Annotated in this window: 12 protein-coding genes; 6 read left to right on the plus strand and 6 right to left on the minus strand. The window is 46.9% G+C overall.

Annotated features, from left to right (window positions below; genetic code table 11):
- Positions 1-157: 157 nt before the first annotated feature.
- From ABD014_RS19100 to ABD014_RS19115, 4 genes are all read right to left on the minus strand, one after another.
- Entirely contained in the window at positions 158-2,395 is a 2,238-nt protein-coding gene (locus ABD014_RS19100; protein WP_343863763.1) for a helix-turn-helix transcriptional regulator, read from the minus strand.
- Positions 2,396-2,502: 107 nt separating this feature from the next.
- Positions 2,503-4,137, minus strand: a complete 1,635-nt coding sequence (locus tag ABD014_RS19105; protein ID WP_343863765.1) for an extracellular solute-binding protein — start codon at positions 4,135-4,137, stop codon at positions 2,503-2,505.
- Between the two features lie 176 nt (positions 4,138-4,313).
- Entirely contained in the window at positions 4,314-5,222 is a 909-nt protein-coding gene (locus tag ABD014_RS19110) for a carbohydrate ABC transporter permease (protein ID WP_343863767.1), read from the minus strand.
- Positions 5,223-5,233: 11 nt separating this feature from the next.
- Entirely contained in the window at positions 5,234-6,166 is a 933-nt protein-coding gene (locus tag ABD014_RS19115) for an ABC transporter permease (RefSeq protein WP_343863769.1), read from the minus strand.
- A gap of 302 nt (positions 6,167-6,468) precedes the next feature.
- On the opposite strand from ABD014_RS19115, the gene ABD014_RS19120 reads away from it, so the two are divergent.
- The 6 genes from ABD014_RS19120 (at position 6,469) to ABD014_RS19145 (ending at position 13,036) form a co-directional block, all read left to right on the plus strand.
- Positions 6,469-6,819 (plus strand): DUF2294 domain-containing protein, encoded by a 351-nt coding sequence (locus ABD014_RS19120; protein ID WP_343863771.1) that lies wholly within the window; start codon positions 6,469-6,471, stop codon positions 6,817-6,819.
- Positions 6,820-7,186: 367 nt separating this feature from the next.
- A complete protein-coding gene (locus ABD014_RS19125; protein ID WP_343863773.1) occupies positions 7,187-8,263 on the plus strand; it encodes an ABC transporter substrate-binding protein in 1,077 nt (358 codons plus the stop codon).
- Between the two features lie 341 nt (positions 8,264-8,604).
- Complete coding sequence (locus ABD014_RS19130; protein WP_343863775.1) at positions 8,605-9,426, plus strand: ABC transporter permease; 822 nt, start codon at positions 8,605-8,607, stop codon at positions 9,424-9,426.
- A 4-nt stretch (positions 9,427-9,430) separates the two neighbouring features.
- On the plus strand, positions 9,431-10,219 hold the full coding sequence (locus ABD014_RS19135; RefSeq protein ID WP_343863777.1) for an ABC transporter permease: 789 nt from the start codon (positions 9,431-9,433) through the stop codon (positions 10,217-10,219).
- Between the two features lie 16 nt (positions 10,220-10,235).
- Positions 10,236-11,291 carry an ABC transporter ATP-binding protein gene (locus ABD014_RS19140; protein WP_343863779.1) on the plus strand — a complete coding sequence of 352 codons (1,056 nt, stop codon included), beginning with the start codon at positions 10,236-10,238 and terminating at the stop codon, positions 11,289-11,291.
- Positions 11,292-11,308: 17 nt separating this feature from the next.
- Positions 11,309-13,036 carry an adenine deaminase C-terminal domain-containing protein gene (locus ABD014_RS19145; RefSeq protein WP_343863781.1) on the plus strand — a complete coding sequence of 576 codons (1,728 nt, stop codon included), beginning with the start codon at positions 11,309-11,311 and terminating at the stop codon, positions 13,034-13,036.
- A gap of 667 nt (positions 13,037-13,703) precedes the next feature.
- Here the strand turns inward: ABD014_RS19145 and ABD014_RS19150 are convergent.
- Together ABD014_RS19150 and ABD014_RS19155 are read right to left on the minus strand one after the other, a co-directional pair.
- A complete protein-coding gene (locus ABD014_RS19150) occupies positions 13,704-14,666 on the minus strand; it encodes a sugar kinase (protein WP_343863783.1) in 963 nt (320 codons plus the stop codon).
- A gap of 490 nt (positions 14,667-15,156) precedes the next feature.
- A complete protein-coding gene (locus tag ABD014_RS19155) occupies positions 15,157-16,863 on the minus strand; it encodes a ribonuclease J (protein ID WP_343863785.1) in 1,707 nt (568 codons plus the stop codon).
- Between the last annotated feature and the right edge of the window lie 240 nt (positions 16,864-17,103).

Here is a 17,103-nt window from a genome sequence, read left to right on the forward strand (position 1 = left end):
ATAGCGTTAGACTGCGAATACAGTATTTTACTCGGGTCAGACTCCAGATTTAAGGGGCCGAACCGTATGCGCAGCTATTTCCTGATTTCAAGGTAATTTTCTAGGAATAAGTGTATTTCTACAATTAAACGTAATTTTTAATTGCATAACCATCCTTTCACATCGCTATATCCACATACTCATCGGGTTTGATGCCTTCATATCGGATAAATGCGCGTTTGAAGGAATATACATTTTCGTAGCCCACGCGATGGGCGATATCATCGATGCCGCATTTTCTTTCCCGCAGAAGCTCCTTGGCCATTTCCATACGAAGCCGGCATAAATAGTCATAGAAATTGATTCCGGTAATTTCCTTGAAGATTTTCGACACCTTGGAGACCGACATTTGAAATATCTCGGCAAGCCGCTTTAATGAGACGTCGGCGCTGGTGTAATTCTCGCTGACATACTGCACCAGTTGGCTACCTACTTCGATCGTCGTCATTGAGTTCGAATAACGGTTTCGTTCACAGATCAAGGTTACGACTTCATATACATAGCCCCACATCTCCCCGATATCCGCCCCTTCGGCTTTATTGGCGAATTGCTTTACGTAAATGCCTGTATCCAGATTCAGTTCATGCAGCACTCGCAGCATCGTCTCCATCAACAGCGAGACCAGCCGAATTGTACTCGTTTCGGACAAACAGCGCTTCCCGTTTTCCGTACTGATTTCATGTAAAATTTGTATAGACGTATCCAGGTTCCCGATCTTCAGGTTATTGATCAGTTGCACTTCCCAATCAGTCGGATAATAATATTCAACGATGGTTTGAACGGATTCTTCCTGTAAGTCGGCCTGATGATCACGCGAGAACAAAATATATTGAAGGCTTTCGTTGGCCGCATAATACGATTTACTGATGCCGACTAGTCCCTTCTCTACTGTCCCGGGCAGGACATAAGGATGAAAACCGCAGGCCTGTTCTATCTCTTCTGTGATACTAAGAGCAATTTGCTCGATCATCCCCTCCTGTCCAAAAATATAGTCAGAGGACAAAATCAGCGCCTTATCTGCATGGGTCACTTCGAATAATTCATAATCCAGACCATGAAGCTCCATCACCTTCTCAACAATCACAATCGTCATCAATTCGATTTTGCGGATCTGGTCGAAGTCTGAAACGTCGCGGATCGCATGGAAGCTGATCAGTACCGTACAGTAATGCATTTCATCGGTATAGCCGATGCCGATTTTTTTTAGTCCATTCATTTGCTGTTCATCCGTAAAATATCCTTTGAGTAGCCGCTGGAACAAATTCGATTTGGCCGCTTTTTCATAGTCCTGCATCGATCGTTGAAGCTTCTCATTTTCGTGCAGCAGCCGGTCAAAGGATTCTTCAATGTAATTATATTCGGAGCCGGAGACGAGACTATGCCTGACGTCATCATAACGGATCGCTGCGGAAAGCTTGCTTAGCAACGCCCCTAACGGACGGTAACTAATCTTGGCCAACAGGAAGGCCGTTAAAGCGCCAAGCGCGGAAGATATCAAAATAGCCAGCAGCGAACTGAACAGATTATTGATCCCGATCACACTGCTATCGAGATAAGAAATTCTATATCTCAGATCGCTCTCCAGCGAGGGCACGACAAGCTCGTAGCTGTGTTGGCTCTTGTGCTCCCCATCAGACCCTGCCTGGGTCTGCCTGTAAATCGGCTGTCCTTGGGTCGTTATTAACATATCCTTGGACTCGATACTGCCGAACCGATGCATATAGTCCGCAAAGTAAGCGCTATCAATAAATAATATAAGGACTCCTCGCGGCTGATTTACCACCTCCAGGCTTTGAAAGACCGGGATGACACGCTTGCTGTTCCCCCATAGCTTTACCGTTTCCGGCGGAAGCACCTTGAAATATTGTTGTTCAAGAACATTGTTCTCGATCCGCTGCCGCGTTTCATCATCGAATACCGCTACACCAGAAAAAAAGTCATCCTCCGCATAAGTCCCCCAAGCAGAAAAAATCTGCTCTTTCTCCGGAAAAACAATCATTCCGAAGGAGAGAATATTCAAGGAGTTGATGGAATTCTCGAAGTTTCTACGAATTTCAAGCATCTTCAGGAAATCAAATTCATTCTCGTACACGTCTGTATTCTGCATCATTTTCCGGACCCAAGACTCTTCGCTCATCAGTTTGCCTAAATTTTTGAGCTCCTTCAGTTTATCATCCACGACGACCGCAATCCGATTGGCATCCGAGATATGCTTGTCATGCAGCCGCTGCCTCTCCTCCGTGATGTTCCGCTGGACATTCAAGCTGCTGAACACAATGATCGGAATAATCAGGATCACGGTATAGGATAAAAAGATTTTTCGAAACGTGACGCTTCCGAAGCTTCCATGTCGCAAAGGCCGTCCCCTCCCCCGGTTATGAATCCATCATGAAGCAGAAGGAGGAAAACGGCGAACTCCCCTTGCTGGCGGAGAGGACGCCTGTTTTCCCGGTTGTATAATCGTTATTCGATGCTGTTATATCTATCAAGCAGTTGCTGATCGATTTCGATCAACTGATCAAGCCCTAGCTTCTTTAACTCGGAAATATATTCATCCCAGTTATCGAGAGATTTCTGGCCCAAAGCCAGCTTGGTAGCAAGCTCTTCCGAATAGGTTCTGAGATTCGTTAAAATTTTCGTCTTCGTCTCAAGCTGCTGATCATCCGGAATCGCCAGGTAGTTGGCGTTCATGTTGACGAAATACGGCTTGTAATTAAGCATATTCAGCTCATGGTCGGCTTTTTCCTTGGATACGCCGGACAGCTCGAATTCCAGATTGGCGAATTGGACGCGAGGGAATACGGTATCCCCAAATAGCGGACGCCCAGTAACCTGTCCTGATTTCGCCAGTTCTTCATCCGATCCGTTGTTGATATATACTTTCGCTCCATTGTCGTCCCTCTTGTAGGTCTGCCCTTCGATGCCCCAGTACAGCAGGTCCGCATATTGCTCAGAGTAGATCATATCGAAAAATCGGATAGCCGCTTCCACGTCTTTGCAGTCTTTGGTAATCGCATATTTTTGCCATACCAGAAACGGAGGCTCCAATTGCGCAGCCGGAGCTATGTTCTCAACGGCTTGGAGCGGCATCAACGGGAGGAAATCACCGCCGCCATTGATCGTTGGCTCCAGATAGGTTTCCAGATTGTAGTCGCTGATGGATGCCACCTGGTTTTCGGTCATCTTCTGCTGCTTCTGCTCTCCCGTAGCCCCGATCAGGCTTGTATCGAGCACCCCTTCCTTAATAAGCTGCTGCAGATAGCGGAAATAGTCCTTGATGCCTTCTTGATACCAGGGGGATACTACTTTTTTATTCTCTACGTCCACCGCCGTAATGTCGGTGCCAAGTCCGAACCATTGAGCGATAGCGCCCTCAAATTTGCTCGTATCGTAGACGAGAACCTCGTCCGGCTTGCCGTTGCCGTTGGCGTCCTTGTCTCTGATCGCCTTCAACGTGTCCAAATATTCCTGGGCATTGGTTGGAACCGGAAGATTCAGCTTATCCAGCCAGTCTTTGCGGATCAGCATGCTCAAGGCCACTGGAGCCGGGTCCTTCTCCTGATACGTTTTTTTGTGCAGATCGCTGAACCAGTACATTTTTCCGTCAGGGGATGTCGTCGTTTTTTTGGCATAGGGGAATTCTTGATCATACATCTTCTTAATATTGCCATTGCTGTATTTCTCGATCAGCGGATTCAAATCAAGCAGCACACCCTGCTTAGCCAGGTTCAGAACCGTCGTATTATCCAGCTGCGAAATATTCACAATGTCAGGGAGAGAGGAGCCTGAAGCCATTCTAGTCTGAATGACCACTTTATATTGCTCGTTCGGAACCAGCTCATATTCCAGCTCTAGTCCAGCTTCCTGTATCATTTTATCGACTTCCGTCCATACCGGATATTTATCTCTATCCTCGAACTTAATGTACTTATTAGAGCCGGTTGGCCCAAGCAATTTCAGTTTGTTGACGCTTTTCTCTGCCGCCGAAGAGCTGCCTCCCTCCTCTTTTTTCACCTCTTCGCCGCCGCAGGCTGTGATCGTCCCGAACACGAGAATGGCCGCCACCAAAGACATCAATGATCTTCTCCAACGCTTCATGTTTTACATTCCCCCTAGAAATGTTTGATAACGAAAAGTTTCTATTGCTATCGGATCTGCTTGCCAGTTCATTTCTGTCAATGAAGAAATCGCTTACATATTACTGTAACAATTCTATTCATGTCTACAGATCCGAGGATGAACCTTTTTTCCCTTTCCCGAAAAGCTGCTTAAAGCTATTCTTTCAAGGAACCCAGCAGCGCTCCCTTGATGAAATACTTTTGAAAAAACGGGTAGGTAAAAATAACTGGCAAAGTAGTAAACACGATGATGGCGTACTTCAATTGGATATTGGACAGCATCGTGGCCACTGCATTCTTGGCATCATCCAGAGACAGCATTTTCAGATCAACAGATTGCTGAACAACAACCCGATACAGGTACATTTGCAGCGGATGAAGTTTCTCATTTGGCAAATACACCAGCGCATCGAACCAGCTGTTCCAGATGCCAACAATCGAATAAATGGCGATAACTGCAAGGATCGGCTTGGAAATCGGAATGATAATCTTGAACAGCAGCTGCAGATGGGAAGCACCGTCGATAAAGGCGGATTCCTTCAACCCATCCGGAATTGTCGTAAAGAAGGTCCGAACCAGGATGATGTTCCAGATACTGACCATCCCTGGGATAATGACCGCAAACATCGTATTGTATAACCCGAGCTTATTTACGAGCAGATAAGAAGGAATGAGTCCGCCCCCGAAATACATGGGGATCAGCAGATACGCGACCACCCATTTTCTCCCCTTCAGATTTCGCACCGTTAACGGGTAAGCTCCCAATACAGCCATTAGGCAGTTCAATAAGGTACCGACACTAACATAAATCAGTGTGTTGGAGTAAGCCCACCACATTTTCGCATCTCTTATAATAAGCTCATACGAGCTAAGGTTGAAGCCTTTCGGATACCAGAAAACATTCATGGCAGCTACTTCTTGCGGTGAACTGATGGACATGATGATGACAAAGTAAAATGGATACAGAGTGATCAAACAGATAATGAATGCGATCGCATATAGGATAATGTCAACGACGATAGAACCTTCTTTGATCTGGTTTGGATTTCTACGGGCCGAGACCATCTTACTCCTCCTTACCACAAGGCATAGTCTGAATATTTACGGCTTAGCGAGTTAGCAACATACAACAGCGTAAAATTAATTAATGATATGAACAATCCTACCGCCGTCCCCATGCTAAAATTGCCGCCAAGCAGGCCGTCGCGGTACAAATAGGTCCCTATGACATCCGCCGTTTCATACACCATCGGATTGTAAATCAACAAAATAAATTCGCTGTTCGCCGATAGCAGACTGCCAATCGCGAAGATAAGCAAAATGAAGATGGTCGGACGAATCGATGGCAGCGAAATATGCAACATTTGCTTGAATCGGTTTGCTCCATCCATTTTTGCTGCTTCATACAAATTCGGGTCTACAGAGGACATGGCTGCCAAATACAAAATACTACTCCAGCCAAACGACTTCCATATGCTCGTAATCGTATAAATCGCCGGAAAGTAGGCTGGTTCAGTATTTAATGCAATTGGTGTTCCGCCGAACATCTGGATGATAACATTCATAATCCCGTCCACATTGATGAAGGACAATACCATCCCCGCCACAACCACATTGGAAATAAAATGCGGCAGATAACTAGCCGTCTGTACAAACTTTTTAAAGACGCCATGCTTCAGTTCATTCAGCAATAAGGAGAATACAATAGGCACCCAAAAGCCGAACACAAGAAAATAAAAACTAAGCAAGAACGTGTTGCGCATCAGTCTTCCAAAGTAAGGTCCATTAAAAAAATTGATAAAATGCTTGAGTCCTACCCAGTTCGCATCTGTAAATGATAAGAAAGGTTTTCCCGGGTAATAATCCTGAAACGCGATCACTATGCCATACATCGGAATATAGCTGAAAATAAAAAGATGAACTAGAACGGGAAGCATTATCAGGTAAAGCTGAACATGGTCACGAAGGTGAAATGATCGGCGCTTTCCCGGTTGACTGATTGCTTTCATGATCTTCCCCTTTCACTTACGATTGCGGTCATTTTTGGGCCCGTTCCGCATTTTCAATATAGTCGCGCCCTGATTTGAAAGGCAAGCAACATATTTTTCTCGGGTTCGCAATATTTTCGCGGGGAAGCTCCCATCTCCTGTAAAGTTCGTGAATTAACTGTATGTTGAACGGTAAAAAAGAAAAATAACATTAAATATTCCTCAAAATCCGAACGATAACTTGCAAAGTCTATGTTTTTTATGTATTATAATTCTTGCGTGAACTTCCCATCATCAAAATCATCATAAGTTTGAGGTGACCAATGGTTCATTACGATTCCAATGAATTTAAACAAAAGTTGAGCCAGGTATATAATGAGGTGTCCAAGGAGTTGTTTGGCTTCGGTACTTCATTATTGAAGACAAGCGTACATCCCGAAGGAATCGTATTATATGCCAGACATCGTCGTTCCCCCCGCTCTACGGCTCTGGAGGGCGAGATTCCGGCTTTGAAATATGAAGTCGACTTCTATATGTCGATGATTTACAAGAAGAAGCTGAAATCCCGGCTTGAAGAGGAGCTTGGACTTCGGATCGAAGTGCTGCTTCGGGACTATGATCCCGCTACGCAGTGGGCTGTCACAAACATTATTTTGCAAGAGGTAGTTCAATAAGTCCGCTTTTGATCACGGAGTGAATCAAGTAGTAACTCGGCATCGAATCTTGAATTCAGCCGGGCCTTCCGGTGCTCACGTACCCAAAACGTACGCTCTGCTCCTCAGGCCCTAGCTTCATCCAACCTTCTTGGTGCTGAAAACCGGCCTTTTTGAACATCACTAAAGATGATTCACCTAGCGGCGCTTTCCTTTTGATTGCATCTTAAGGACTGTCCGCACCAGTACCACAAGCAGATGCGGTTATTCTTTGTTTACAATGAATAAGTGCTCTAGTTAGAGATTTTCTTCTACCTAGAGCGCTTTTCTTTTTTTCAAAACGAAATAGAAATAGATGTAGAAAAACTTTTCATAGGAGTGAATTATTGTGAAAAAAACATGGGTTAAAGGTCTTCTGGCTTGCAGTCTTGCCGCAATTGTATTGGCCGGATGCGGAAGCAACAGCGGTGACGGAAACGGTGCCAGCGGTAATACTGCAGGTGGCAAACCGCAGAAGCTGGTCATCTCGACCTGGGGCTTCGCAGAGGACTTCTATAATAAAGAGGTCTACGAACCGTTCGAAAAGGCGCATAATGTCAAAATTGTGCTTGAAACAGGCAACAACGCTGACCGTCTGAGCAAGATCATGCAAGGAAGCTCCGACGTCGATGTGATCTATCTGTCCGATTATTACGCGCAGCAGGGCATTGAGGCTGGTGTCTTCGAGAAAATTGATCGCAGCCATTTCAAGAACCTGGACCATATTTATGATATCGCCCAAGCTCCTAACGGCGAAGACTATGGCCCTGCCTATACCATTGGCCAACTAGGTATTGCTTATGACCCGCAAGCAGCCGGAACGACCATTGAATCCTGGAGCGACCTGTGGAATCCGGAGCTGAAAGGCAAGCTGACGATGCCAAGCATCACCTCGACCAGCGGTCCGATGATGGTGGATGCCGCATCGATAATCACGGGAAGCACAGAATTTAACGAAGATAAAGCTTTTGAACAATTAGCGGCGCTGAACCCAAGCGTTGTGAAATATTACAGTAAAACCTCTGAATTCGTAAACATGTTCACCCAAGGTGAAGCAGCAGCCGGACCGATCATGCAAATGTATCTGAACGATCTGCAAAAGGCGGTTCCTGGTATTGAGTTCGTAACGCCAAAGGAAGGCGCCTACGCCATCATCAATACGCTTAACGTAGTAAAAGGAAGCAAGAACAAAGAGCTGGCTGAACAATTTATCGATTGGCAGCTGAGCCAAGAGGTTCAAGAGAAAGCCGCAAAAGCCAAAGTGGATTCCCCTGCGAACAAAGACGTTAAACTGACAGATGAAGAAGCCGCTGGCGTCACTTATGGAGCAGATGTCGTTGAAAATCTTCAGATACTAGACATGGCGTATGTTAATAGCCACCTGAAGGCTTGGACAGATCGCTTCAACCGTGAAGTCACCCGTTAATCGCTATTATAATATTCCGGGCATCTTAGGCAGCCTTGTATGCATTCCATGAAGCAGGGGCTGCCCTAGTCCCTGCTTTTATTTATTACTCAACGAGACTTAGATCAGATCAGGGTCATCATTGATTACCTTGAAAGGCTGACAACCGCCTTCAGCATGAGCCTAACGCAGATGTCAGCCTGAGGGTCGACTCGGAGAAATTTATTCACCGATTTATCTCCGGCCTGCGCGGCGCGAACTAGAGAGGTATCTCACCTTTTTACATTTTGCAATTTATTAAAAGCACGTGTTCAAAAAGCGTGACTTTTTGAACTACCTCTAAAAACAGGAGATTGCCATTCATGAAAAAGCGATACTTGTACCTGCTTCTTGCACCAGGTTTTCTGTTCCTGACATTGTTCATGATCATTCCGCTGATCCTTACGGTCGGCTCGACTGTATTCAAGGATGGCGGTTTCTCGATCGGAATTTACACACAATTTTTCAAAGACGCGTATTTCCTGGATATTCTGGGTACGACCCTACTTGTCAGCGTCGTGACAACCTTGCTGTGCATTTTGATCGGTTTTCCGGTCGCCTATTATTTATCCAAGCAACCGGCGCGCAGAAAAGGCATTATGCTTGCGCTGGCCATCTTTCCACTACTTACAAGCTCGGTCGTCCGCTCCTTCAGCTGGATGATCATACTCGGCAAGAATGGACTAATCAACAATCTGCTGACGTCCTTAGGCCTCGTTAAGGAGCCGATCAGCATTTTATATACGCCTACAGCGATGATTATTGGACTTGTTCATCTGTTTCTGCCTTTGATTCTGATTACGCTGGTTGGCGTGATGGAGTCCATCGATCATGATTTGGTCCAAGCAGCGCAAAGCCTGGGAGCTTCCAAGCTGACCGCTTTCCGTAAGATCATCTTCCCGCTCAGCATTCCGGGATTGATCGTCGGCAGCATCCTGGTCTTTGTCGGCAGTCTGACGGCCTATACGACACCCGCTCTCCTGGGTGGTAAAAAGCGCGTCGTAGCTACATTCCTGTACCAGAATGCCATTACACTGAACGATTGGCAGGCGGCATCGGCTATTGCCACCATCATGATGATTATTACCTTTATCGTCATTGGGCTGATGAATAAGGCTGCGGCCAAATTCAAACCGAAGGAGTAGAGATATGAAGAACAAAAACCCTGGGCTTGCCCTGTTCACCTTTATCGTATATTTATTTCTGCTCGGGCCGCTTGTGATTATCGCAGTGACCTCCTTTGAGCCTGGAACCGTACTGAAATTCCCGCCAACCGGATTCTCACTGCGCTGGTATAAAAATATTTTTGAAGTTGATATGTTTATGAGCACCTTCAAAACTTCGATTCTTGTCTCGCTGCTAGGCAATCTGATCGCTATTCTGTTAGGGATCCCTGCAGCTTACGCTTTAAATCGTGCATCCTTCAAAGGCAAGGAGACGCTGAACGCACTGTTCCTGTCTCCCCTATTGATTCCAGGGATCGTACTTGGTTTTACCTTGCTGAAATACGTAGTTATCGCCTTTCACATTCCGGTCTATACAGCGCTATTAATTGGACACACCGTCATTATGCTGCCATTTATTATCCGCGTCATCGGTTCAAGCCTGGCCAGCTTCGATTTCGCTGTTGAAGAAGCGGCGCTTAGTCTTGGCTCCAGCCGACTGTCCACCTTCTTCAAGGTTGTGCTGCCAAACATTAAATCCGGCATTATTGCCTCGGTGCTGCTGGCCTTCCTGGAGTCTTTCAACAACGTGGACATTTCATTATTTATGACCGGCCCTGGTGTTAGTACACTGCCGATTCAAATGCTGACTTACGTGGAGAATTATTTTGACCCGACCATCGCGGCGATCTCGGTGCTGCTGATGCTGATCACCGCAGGATTTATGTTTTTGATCGAAAGACTGCTCGGACTCACCTACTTCACTAAACAATAAATGGAGGCATACATTGATGGATTTATTGCAACTGGAAAACGTATCGGTCGCCTATGATCAGCAATATATTTTGAAGGACTTCAACCTTTCCATCGAGAAAGGCCACCTCATCTCCCTGTTGGGTCCCAGTGGTTGTGGAAAGACAACAACACTCCGGCTAATCGCAGGTTTCCTTGAGGCCACGGACGGCAAGTTCTCCTTTGGCGGTCAAGACTATACCCGCGTTCCGATTAATAAACGCAACTTCGGCTTTGTGTTCCAGAGCTATGCCTTATTCCCGCATATGTCCGTGTTCGACAATATTGCCTTTGGCTTGCGGCAGCGCAAGGTCAAGGAAGATGAGATCAAGAAGCGGGTCATGAACATGCTGGATGTCGTCAGCCTCAGTGGATTTGAGAAACGCTTCCCTCAGGCGCTCTCCGGCGGACAAAGACAGCGCGTCGCGATTGCGCGCGCACTCGTTATCGAACCCGACCTGCTGCTATTCGACGAGCCGCTGTCCAATCTGGACGCTAACCTCAGAGTCAACATGCGTGTAGAAATCCGCCGGATTCAGCAGGAACTGGGGATTACGACCGTCTACGTGTCGCATGACCAGGAAGAATGCTTCTCCATCTCCGACCGGGTCGCGGTCATGAACAAAGGCATCATCGAACAGCTCGACAAGCCTTCGGTCATCTTCCAATACCCGAAATCGGAGTTCGTTGCCCGCTTTATCGGCTTCAACAACTTCATCGACTTCCAGGAGCGCGAAGACGAGGGCTCATTCTATAGCCTGCGCAGCGGAGATTATCATTTTCATGCCGCCAAAGCACCGGGAATGCCCGTGTCTATGAAAGGAGCAATCCGTCCAGATGATATCATCGCCGGAACGCTCCAAGAAATTCAGATCGGCGATAATGTGTTGACAGGCAAGATCAAGGTAAGCACTTATCTGGGCCGTAGTTATCAATATGTCGTGGTCACACCACTCGGCGAATTTACCGTGAACAAGGAGATGCAGCAGCCCTATTTGAGTGGGCAAGAAATCCGTCTGTTGTTTCCATCGGAGAAACTCGTACTTGTCGAATAACAATAGGGGGAACAGACATGCAAGCAGATTTGCTATTATTACAACCTAATGTGTATAACAGCTATTTTAAGCAATGGACTCAGCAAAATGTCGCTATTAAGGATGGAAGATTCCTATATGTCGGCCCGCGCGGCGAAGATACGTTCCAAGCGGAGAAAGTGGTAGATGCCCGCGGCCTGTACATGATTCCCGGCTTTGTGGACATCCATCTGCATATCGAGAGTACGATGGTTACCCCGGAATCATTCTCACAGGGATTACTTCGCAATGGTGTAACGACTATCGTACCGGAGCCGCATGAAATAGCCAATGTGTTTGGCCTTGAAGGGGTTCTGGAGATGATTCATGCGAGCCGGAGCTGTACCGTAGATATGTTCTACGCCATTCCAAGCTCCGTGCCGGCTACTTCAATGGAGACGACCGGCGGTTCGATTGAGATCGGAGATATGGATGCCTTGCTGGCTACTGGTGATGTGATCTGCTTAGGCGAAATCATGAACTACGTAGATGTCATTCGCGATCCGGAATGCAAGACCAATCAAATTCTCAAGCATATGCGGGAGCGTTATCCGGATCTAGTCATCGAAGGCCATGTACCGAAGCTGCTCGATCTGGATCTTGCTCGGATCATCTATGCCGGGGTTGATTCCGATCATACGCATCAAACGGTCGAAGGACTAGAAGCCCGGATTGGCGCGGGCATGTTCATTGAGATTCAGGAGAAATCGATGACCCCTGAGGTGATGGACTATCTCATTCAGCATGATGTATCCGAACATTTCTGCTTCGTTACCGATGATGTGATGGCCGATTCATTCCGTGAGCGCGGACACTTGAATCAGATCGTACGCAAGGCGATCCAGATGGGTATGGCACCGGAAAAAGCGATCTATGCGGCCACCCTCTCCCCTTCCCGCCGGATGAAGCTGCATGACCGGGGTGCGATCGCGCCAGGCAAAATCGCGGACTTCCAGCTTGTATCCAATCTGGGCGAGCTAGCGCTCGAGTCCGTATACAAGAAGGGCTCGGAAGCTTATTCCGCCACGGGGCCGGTTACCTCCTTGCAAGCTGCCCCAGCGTACCGTTTCCCGGATCACTTCTACCATAGTGTGAAGCTCTCTGAGCTTACCGAGGCGGACTTCGCGGCTACAGTTGACGTAGAAGACGGCACCTATCGCTGCAGAGTGATGACCGTTGCAGACGGCTCGACATTCACCAAGGAAACTCTGGTTGAATTGACGGCTGAAGAAGGTCTGCTCCAATGGGAAAATAGCGGCTGCGGAATGATCGCCACCTTCGAGCGCTACGGCAAGCATGGCGGCAAAGCATTTGGACTTATAACCGGGGATACGATTAAAAAAGGAGCCATCGCTACGACCTACTCGCATGACAATCACAATCTGCTGGTGGTCGGCCATAATGTACAGGATATGCTGCTGGTTGCGAATACGGCCATCAAGCAACAGGGCGGCTTCTGCGTCGCACTGGACGGAGAGATTAAGGCCAACATGCATCTGCCAGTCGGCGGTATTCTAACGGAAGATCCGCTGGATACAGCCGCTGAAGCGGTCAAACAGCTGCGCGAAGCGATGCAATCGCTTGGCTATGATCATTACAACCCGATCATGTCGATCGCCACCCACTCCCTGCCAGTCAGCCCTTATTTGAAAATCACCGACCATGGTCTGATTGATGTAAACAGCGGCACGGTTGTGCCATTGATTGTGGAGAAGATAGCCTTCTAACGAAACGTGGTATCGCTATTTAGGCTAAAATGGACCTCTGAAAATTGTAACGAAACTGGGGATCGCTATTTGAGTGGAATTGCTGCTCAAAGCCCCATTTTCACCCGAATAGCGATATGGTGTTTCGTTAGATTTTATTTGCCGTGGTTTTGGAGCCAATAACGATATGGTGTTTCGTTAGAATTTGCTAGACTTGTTCGCATGGCCTTGTTCAACAGAAAGAACCTGCATTTCTAGGTTCTTTCTTTATTTTCTATATAGTCTTTAAATACGTGCTACATGCTGTACAATGCCCAAAATCCGTAAAGTGCTCACTAATTGCAAAAAAGTACAACTAAATATGTGACTATCAACTCCCAGCGTAGTTCTCCCATTCGCACGCTGTTATAAACGATATGCCACAGTAGTACCTCAGCAGTAAATAAGTGCTTTTTTACAACTAACCTGCCATCTATGAGCACAATCTTGCAAAATAACTGCTTTTATACACTTATTAGGATGAGTTTCCTTCAAAATAGAGCTTCAAATAGAAAATAGCTGCAAAAACGCAGCTATTCTCTGGTTTTACGAGAATTTCCACTCAATAAGTGTATTTCTGCAATTATTCCTGTCGAGTGACCGATAAGAACAATATGGGGACAAAGAATGGTCAGTCTAACGCACTCTCTTACCGCTCAACATGCGCCTTTCCGGCAAGCAATCGCTCGATTTCCGTCGCACTCGGCAAGCCTTCCCAATCCCCGATTGCTTGTATTACCCGGGAACCGATCAGATTTCCGAGACGAACCGCTTCCTCGAGACTGTATTCCTTCAAGAGGCCGGCCAAAAACCCGGCGCAGAAGCCGTCACCCGCTCCTACGGTATCGATTACATGCTCCACCTTATAATATGGAACTGCAGACAGCTTGCCATTCTCGAGAATGTAAGTCTCATCATCGCCGCCTTTAATAATGCTTACCGCAGATAATTCACCAAGCTTGGAAATGATCTCATCCATCGAATCTGTCTCATAGAGCAGCTTCAATTCATCCAGCCCTGGCAAGAAATAATCCGCTTTCATCGCTAGCGGTAGAAGCACCTTTCTAGCCTCTTCCACACTCCATAGCTTCAAGCGTAGATTCGGATCGAAGCTTACCTTGACCCCATGGCGTCTTGCCATATCCATCGCCGCTGCAGCCGTCTCCGCACAGGACGGACTTAGCGCAGGAGTAATTCCGGTAATATGAAGAATCTTCGCCCCGGCGATATATTCCTCATCCAAATGCTCGGGAGTCATCTTGCTGGCCGCCGACAGCTTGCGATAATAGTACACAGAGCTTCTTCCAGCTACATTTTCGCGGACCATAAGCCCAGTCGGAGCTTCTTCTGTGAACGAGGCATGTGATACGTCAACGCCTTCTCCGCGAACCATTTTATAGATGCGATGTCCGAATGGATCATCACCAAGGCGCCCGCACCAGCCAACGGAATGTCCAAGCCGGGACAATCCAATCGCTACATTCGTCTCGGCTCCGCCAAATGACGGGGTCAGATTAGAAGTGTATTCAAGACCTTTGCCTCCTTCAGCGATCAACAGGGCCATGCTCTCTCCGAAGGTGATCACTTCCGGATGTGAATTGGGGTAATGCATTTCGTCTTCACCATCTCTTTCAATCTGTCATATTACGCTGCTACTGCTATACTAAGCTGAACTATTGATTATACCAATCAGGGCAGCCATGTGAAATGTTCTTACGATCGCTGTTGCTCCTAGATTTCTTGATTTAATAAATTCATATTAGGTAGAAATCCGGTCACAAAGGCGAACGCTTCGCTTCTTCAGAATCATTTCACACTCTTGCCTATCTCTGCTCTTTCTTTAGTTCAACCTATAATAGACAGTTGCTTTCCTACATTATCTCATTCCCTGCCAGATTAGACTATGCATATATTAACTTTTTCAAGAAAAAATGAACCTAAACACACCTAAAGCGCCAAAAGGGAACTGAAATGCACTCTCCCCTGGCGCTTTATTCACTTAAAAAGGTCCGTCATAGCTTCATCCAACTGAAGCGTTTTGAAAAAACGCACATCGGAAGCATAAGCTTCGGTGCTGAATATCGGACTACTTGAACACTCGCTTAAACCTCCAGAATCGAAGGCATAATATGCGGGGTCCGTCCAACCTCTCTGATAAAGAATCTGCGCAATACCCGATTGGTTGTCTTCACCCAGGCCTTGCTGTCATATGGCCCTTGTTCGCCTAGCTTCTTCAAGCTTCGCCGCAGTGCCATCTCCGCCCGTCTGAGTAAAGGTCTGGCGTCCTGCATGTATACAAAGCCTCTCGTTACAATATCCGGCCCAGCGAGAAGTTGGCGTGTTGCCACATCCACCGTCATGACGACGATGACAATACCCTCCTGAGCAAGCTCTTCTCTCTCTTCTACTAATTCTTCTTCAAAGGTTCGGATCTCGCCATTGCTGACGATGACCTCTCCCGCAGGAATGCTGCGACCGCGCTTGGCGCGATTGCGGTATACCGATAACGTATCTCCGAGATTCATCAGGAACACTTGCTCCTCGTTCATCCCCGTTTGCATTGCTAATTTTTTATGTGCTAACAGCATCCGGTATTCCCCATGAATCGGTATAAAATATTTCGGCTGAATGAATCTCAGCATCAGCTTCAAATCTTCTCGGCAACCGTGTCCCGAAGCATGAATACCGAATACGGAGCCATAAATGACATTGGCACCAGCCCGCATCAGCAAATCGATACAGCGATTGATATTCGGGCCATTGCCCGGAATTGGCGATGATGAGAACACAACCGAATCTCCTGGATAAATGGACACTGAACGATGCGCACCAGAAGCGATCCGGCTCAGTGCCGCGTTCGGTTCGCCTTGGCTGCCCGTACAAATAATCAAGATCCGATTGTCTTCATATTTATCAATTTGCTTAATATCGATTAACATTCCATCAGGAACACGGATATATCCCAGGTCCTGACCGATCGCAAATACGCGCTCCATGCTTCGTCCAATGACGGCGATTTTGCGGTTGCTCATAACGGCGGCATCGACAACCTGCTGTAGACGGTTCACATTAGAGGCAAACATGGCGAACAGAATTCGGCCATGGCAATTATGGAAGGTCTCAAGGATAGCGTTGCCTACACGATGCTCTGAAGGGGTGAATCCATCCTTCTCACTGTTCGTGCTATCCGCAAGCAGGGCGAGTACACCCTCACTGCCAACACTAGCCATCTTAGCGATATTAGCCGGATGATCTTCCGGCGTGAAATCGAATTTGAAGTCGCCCGTATGGACGACTGCTCCGTATGGAGTATCAACGACGATCCCGAATGCATCCGGAATACTGTGTGTAGTGCGGAAGAAATGAACGGCGAGATGCTTGTAGGCAAATCTGTCATTCTCTTGAAAAACATGCAATTCCGTCTGTTCGAGCATCCGATATTCCTCAAGCTTCGCCCGCACCAGTCCGATCGTTAACGGTCCCCCGTACACAGGAACCTTCAGCTGGCGGAGCACAAAAGGCAGGGCCCCAATATGATCCTCATGTCCGTGCGTCAGAAATAAACCTTTAATTTTATGCTGATTCTTCACTAAATAACTGACATCTGGAATAATATAATCGATTCCCGACAGCTTGGAATCGGGAAATTTCAGCCCAGCGTCGATAATAATGATCTCATTTCTAAATTCTATACCGTACATGTTCTTTCCGATTTCCCCGAGCCCGCCAAGCGAGTAAATGCGTACAGGCGGTTGGGAAGGCTTAGAACGCCGGTAATTTTTCACCGGTTTTGGGACAACTTCATTCATTATGTGATTAATCCTCTCTAGAAAAATGCAGACGGGGCTAATTTAATTATACTGAAATATAGCTGTAATAACTATTTAATTTTTACGAGAACATAGGAAACCTATCCGGGAATGCATCAGGTCAAGCATCCAAATGCTCTTTTTTTCTGTCACAAATTCAACTTGTTTCGATGAGATTCAGCGATATTTGACCTCAGATTGCAAAATAACAACTGAACAGACACTAAACAGATATCAAAG

The sequence above is a fragment of the Paenibacillus motobuensis genome, from assembly GCF_039521865.1.
In the GTDB taxonomy this organism is placed as follows: domain Bacteria; phylum Bacillota; class Bacilli; order Paenibacillales; family Paenibacillaceae; genus Fontibacillus; species Fontibacillus motobuensis.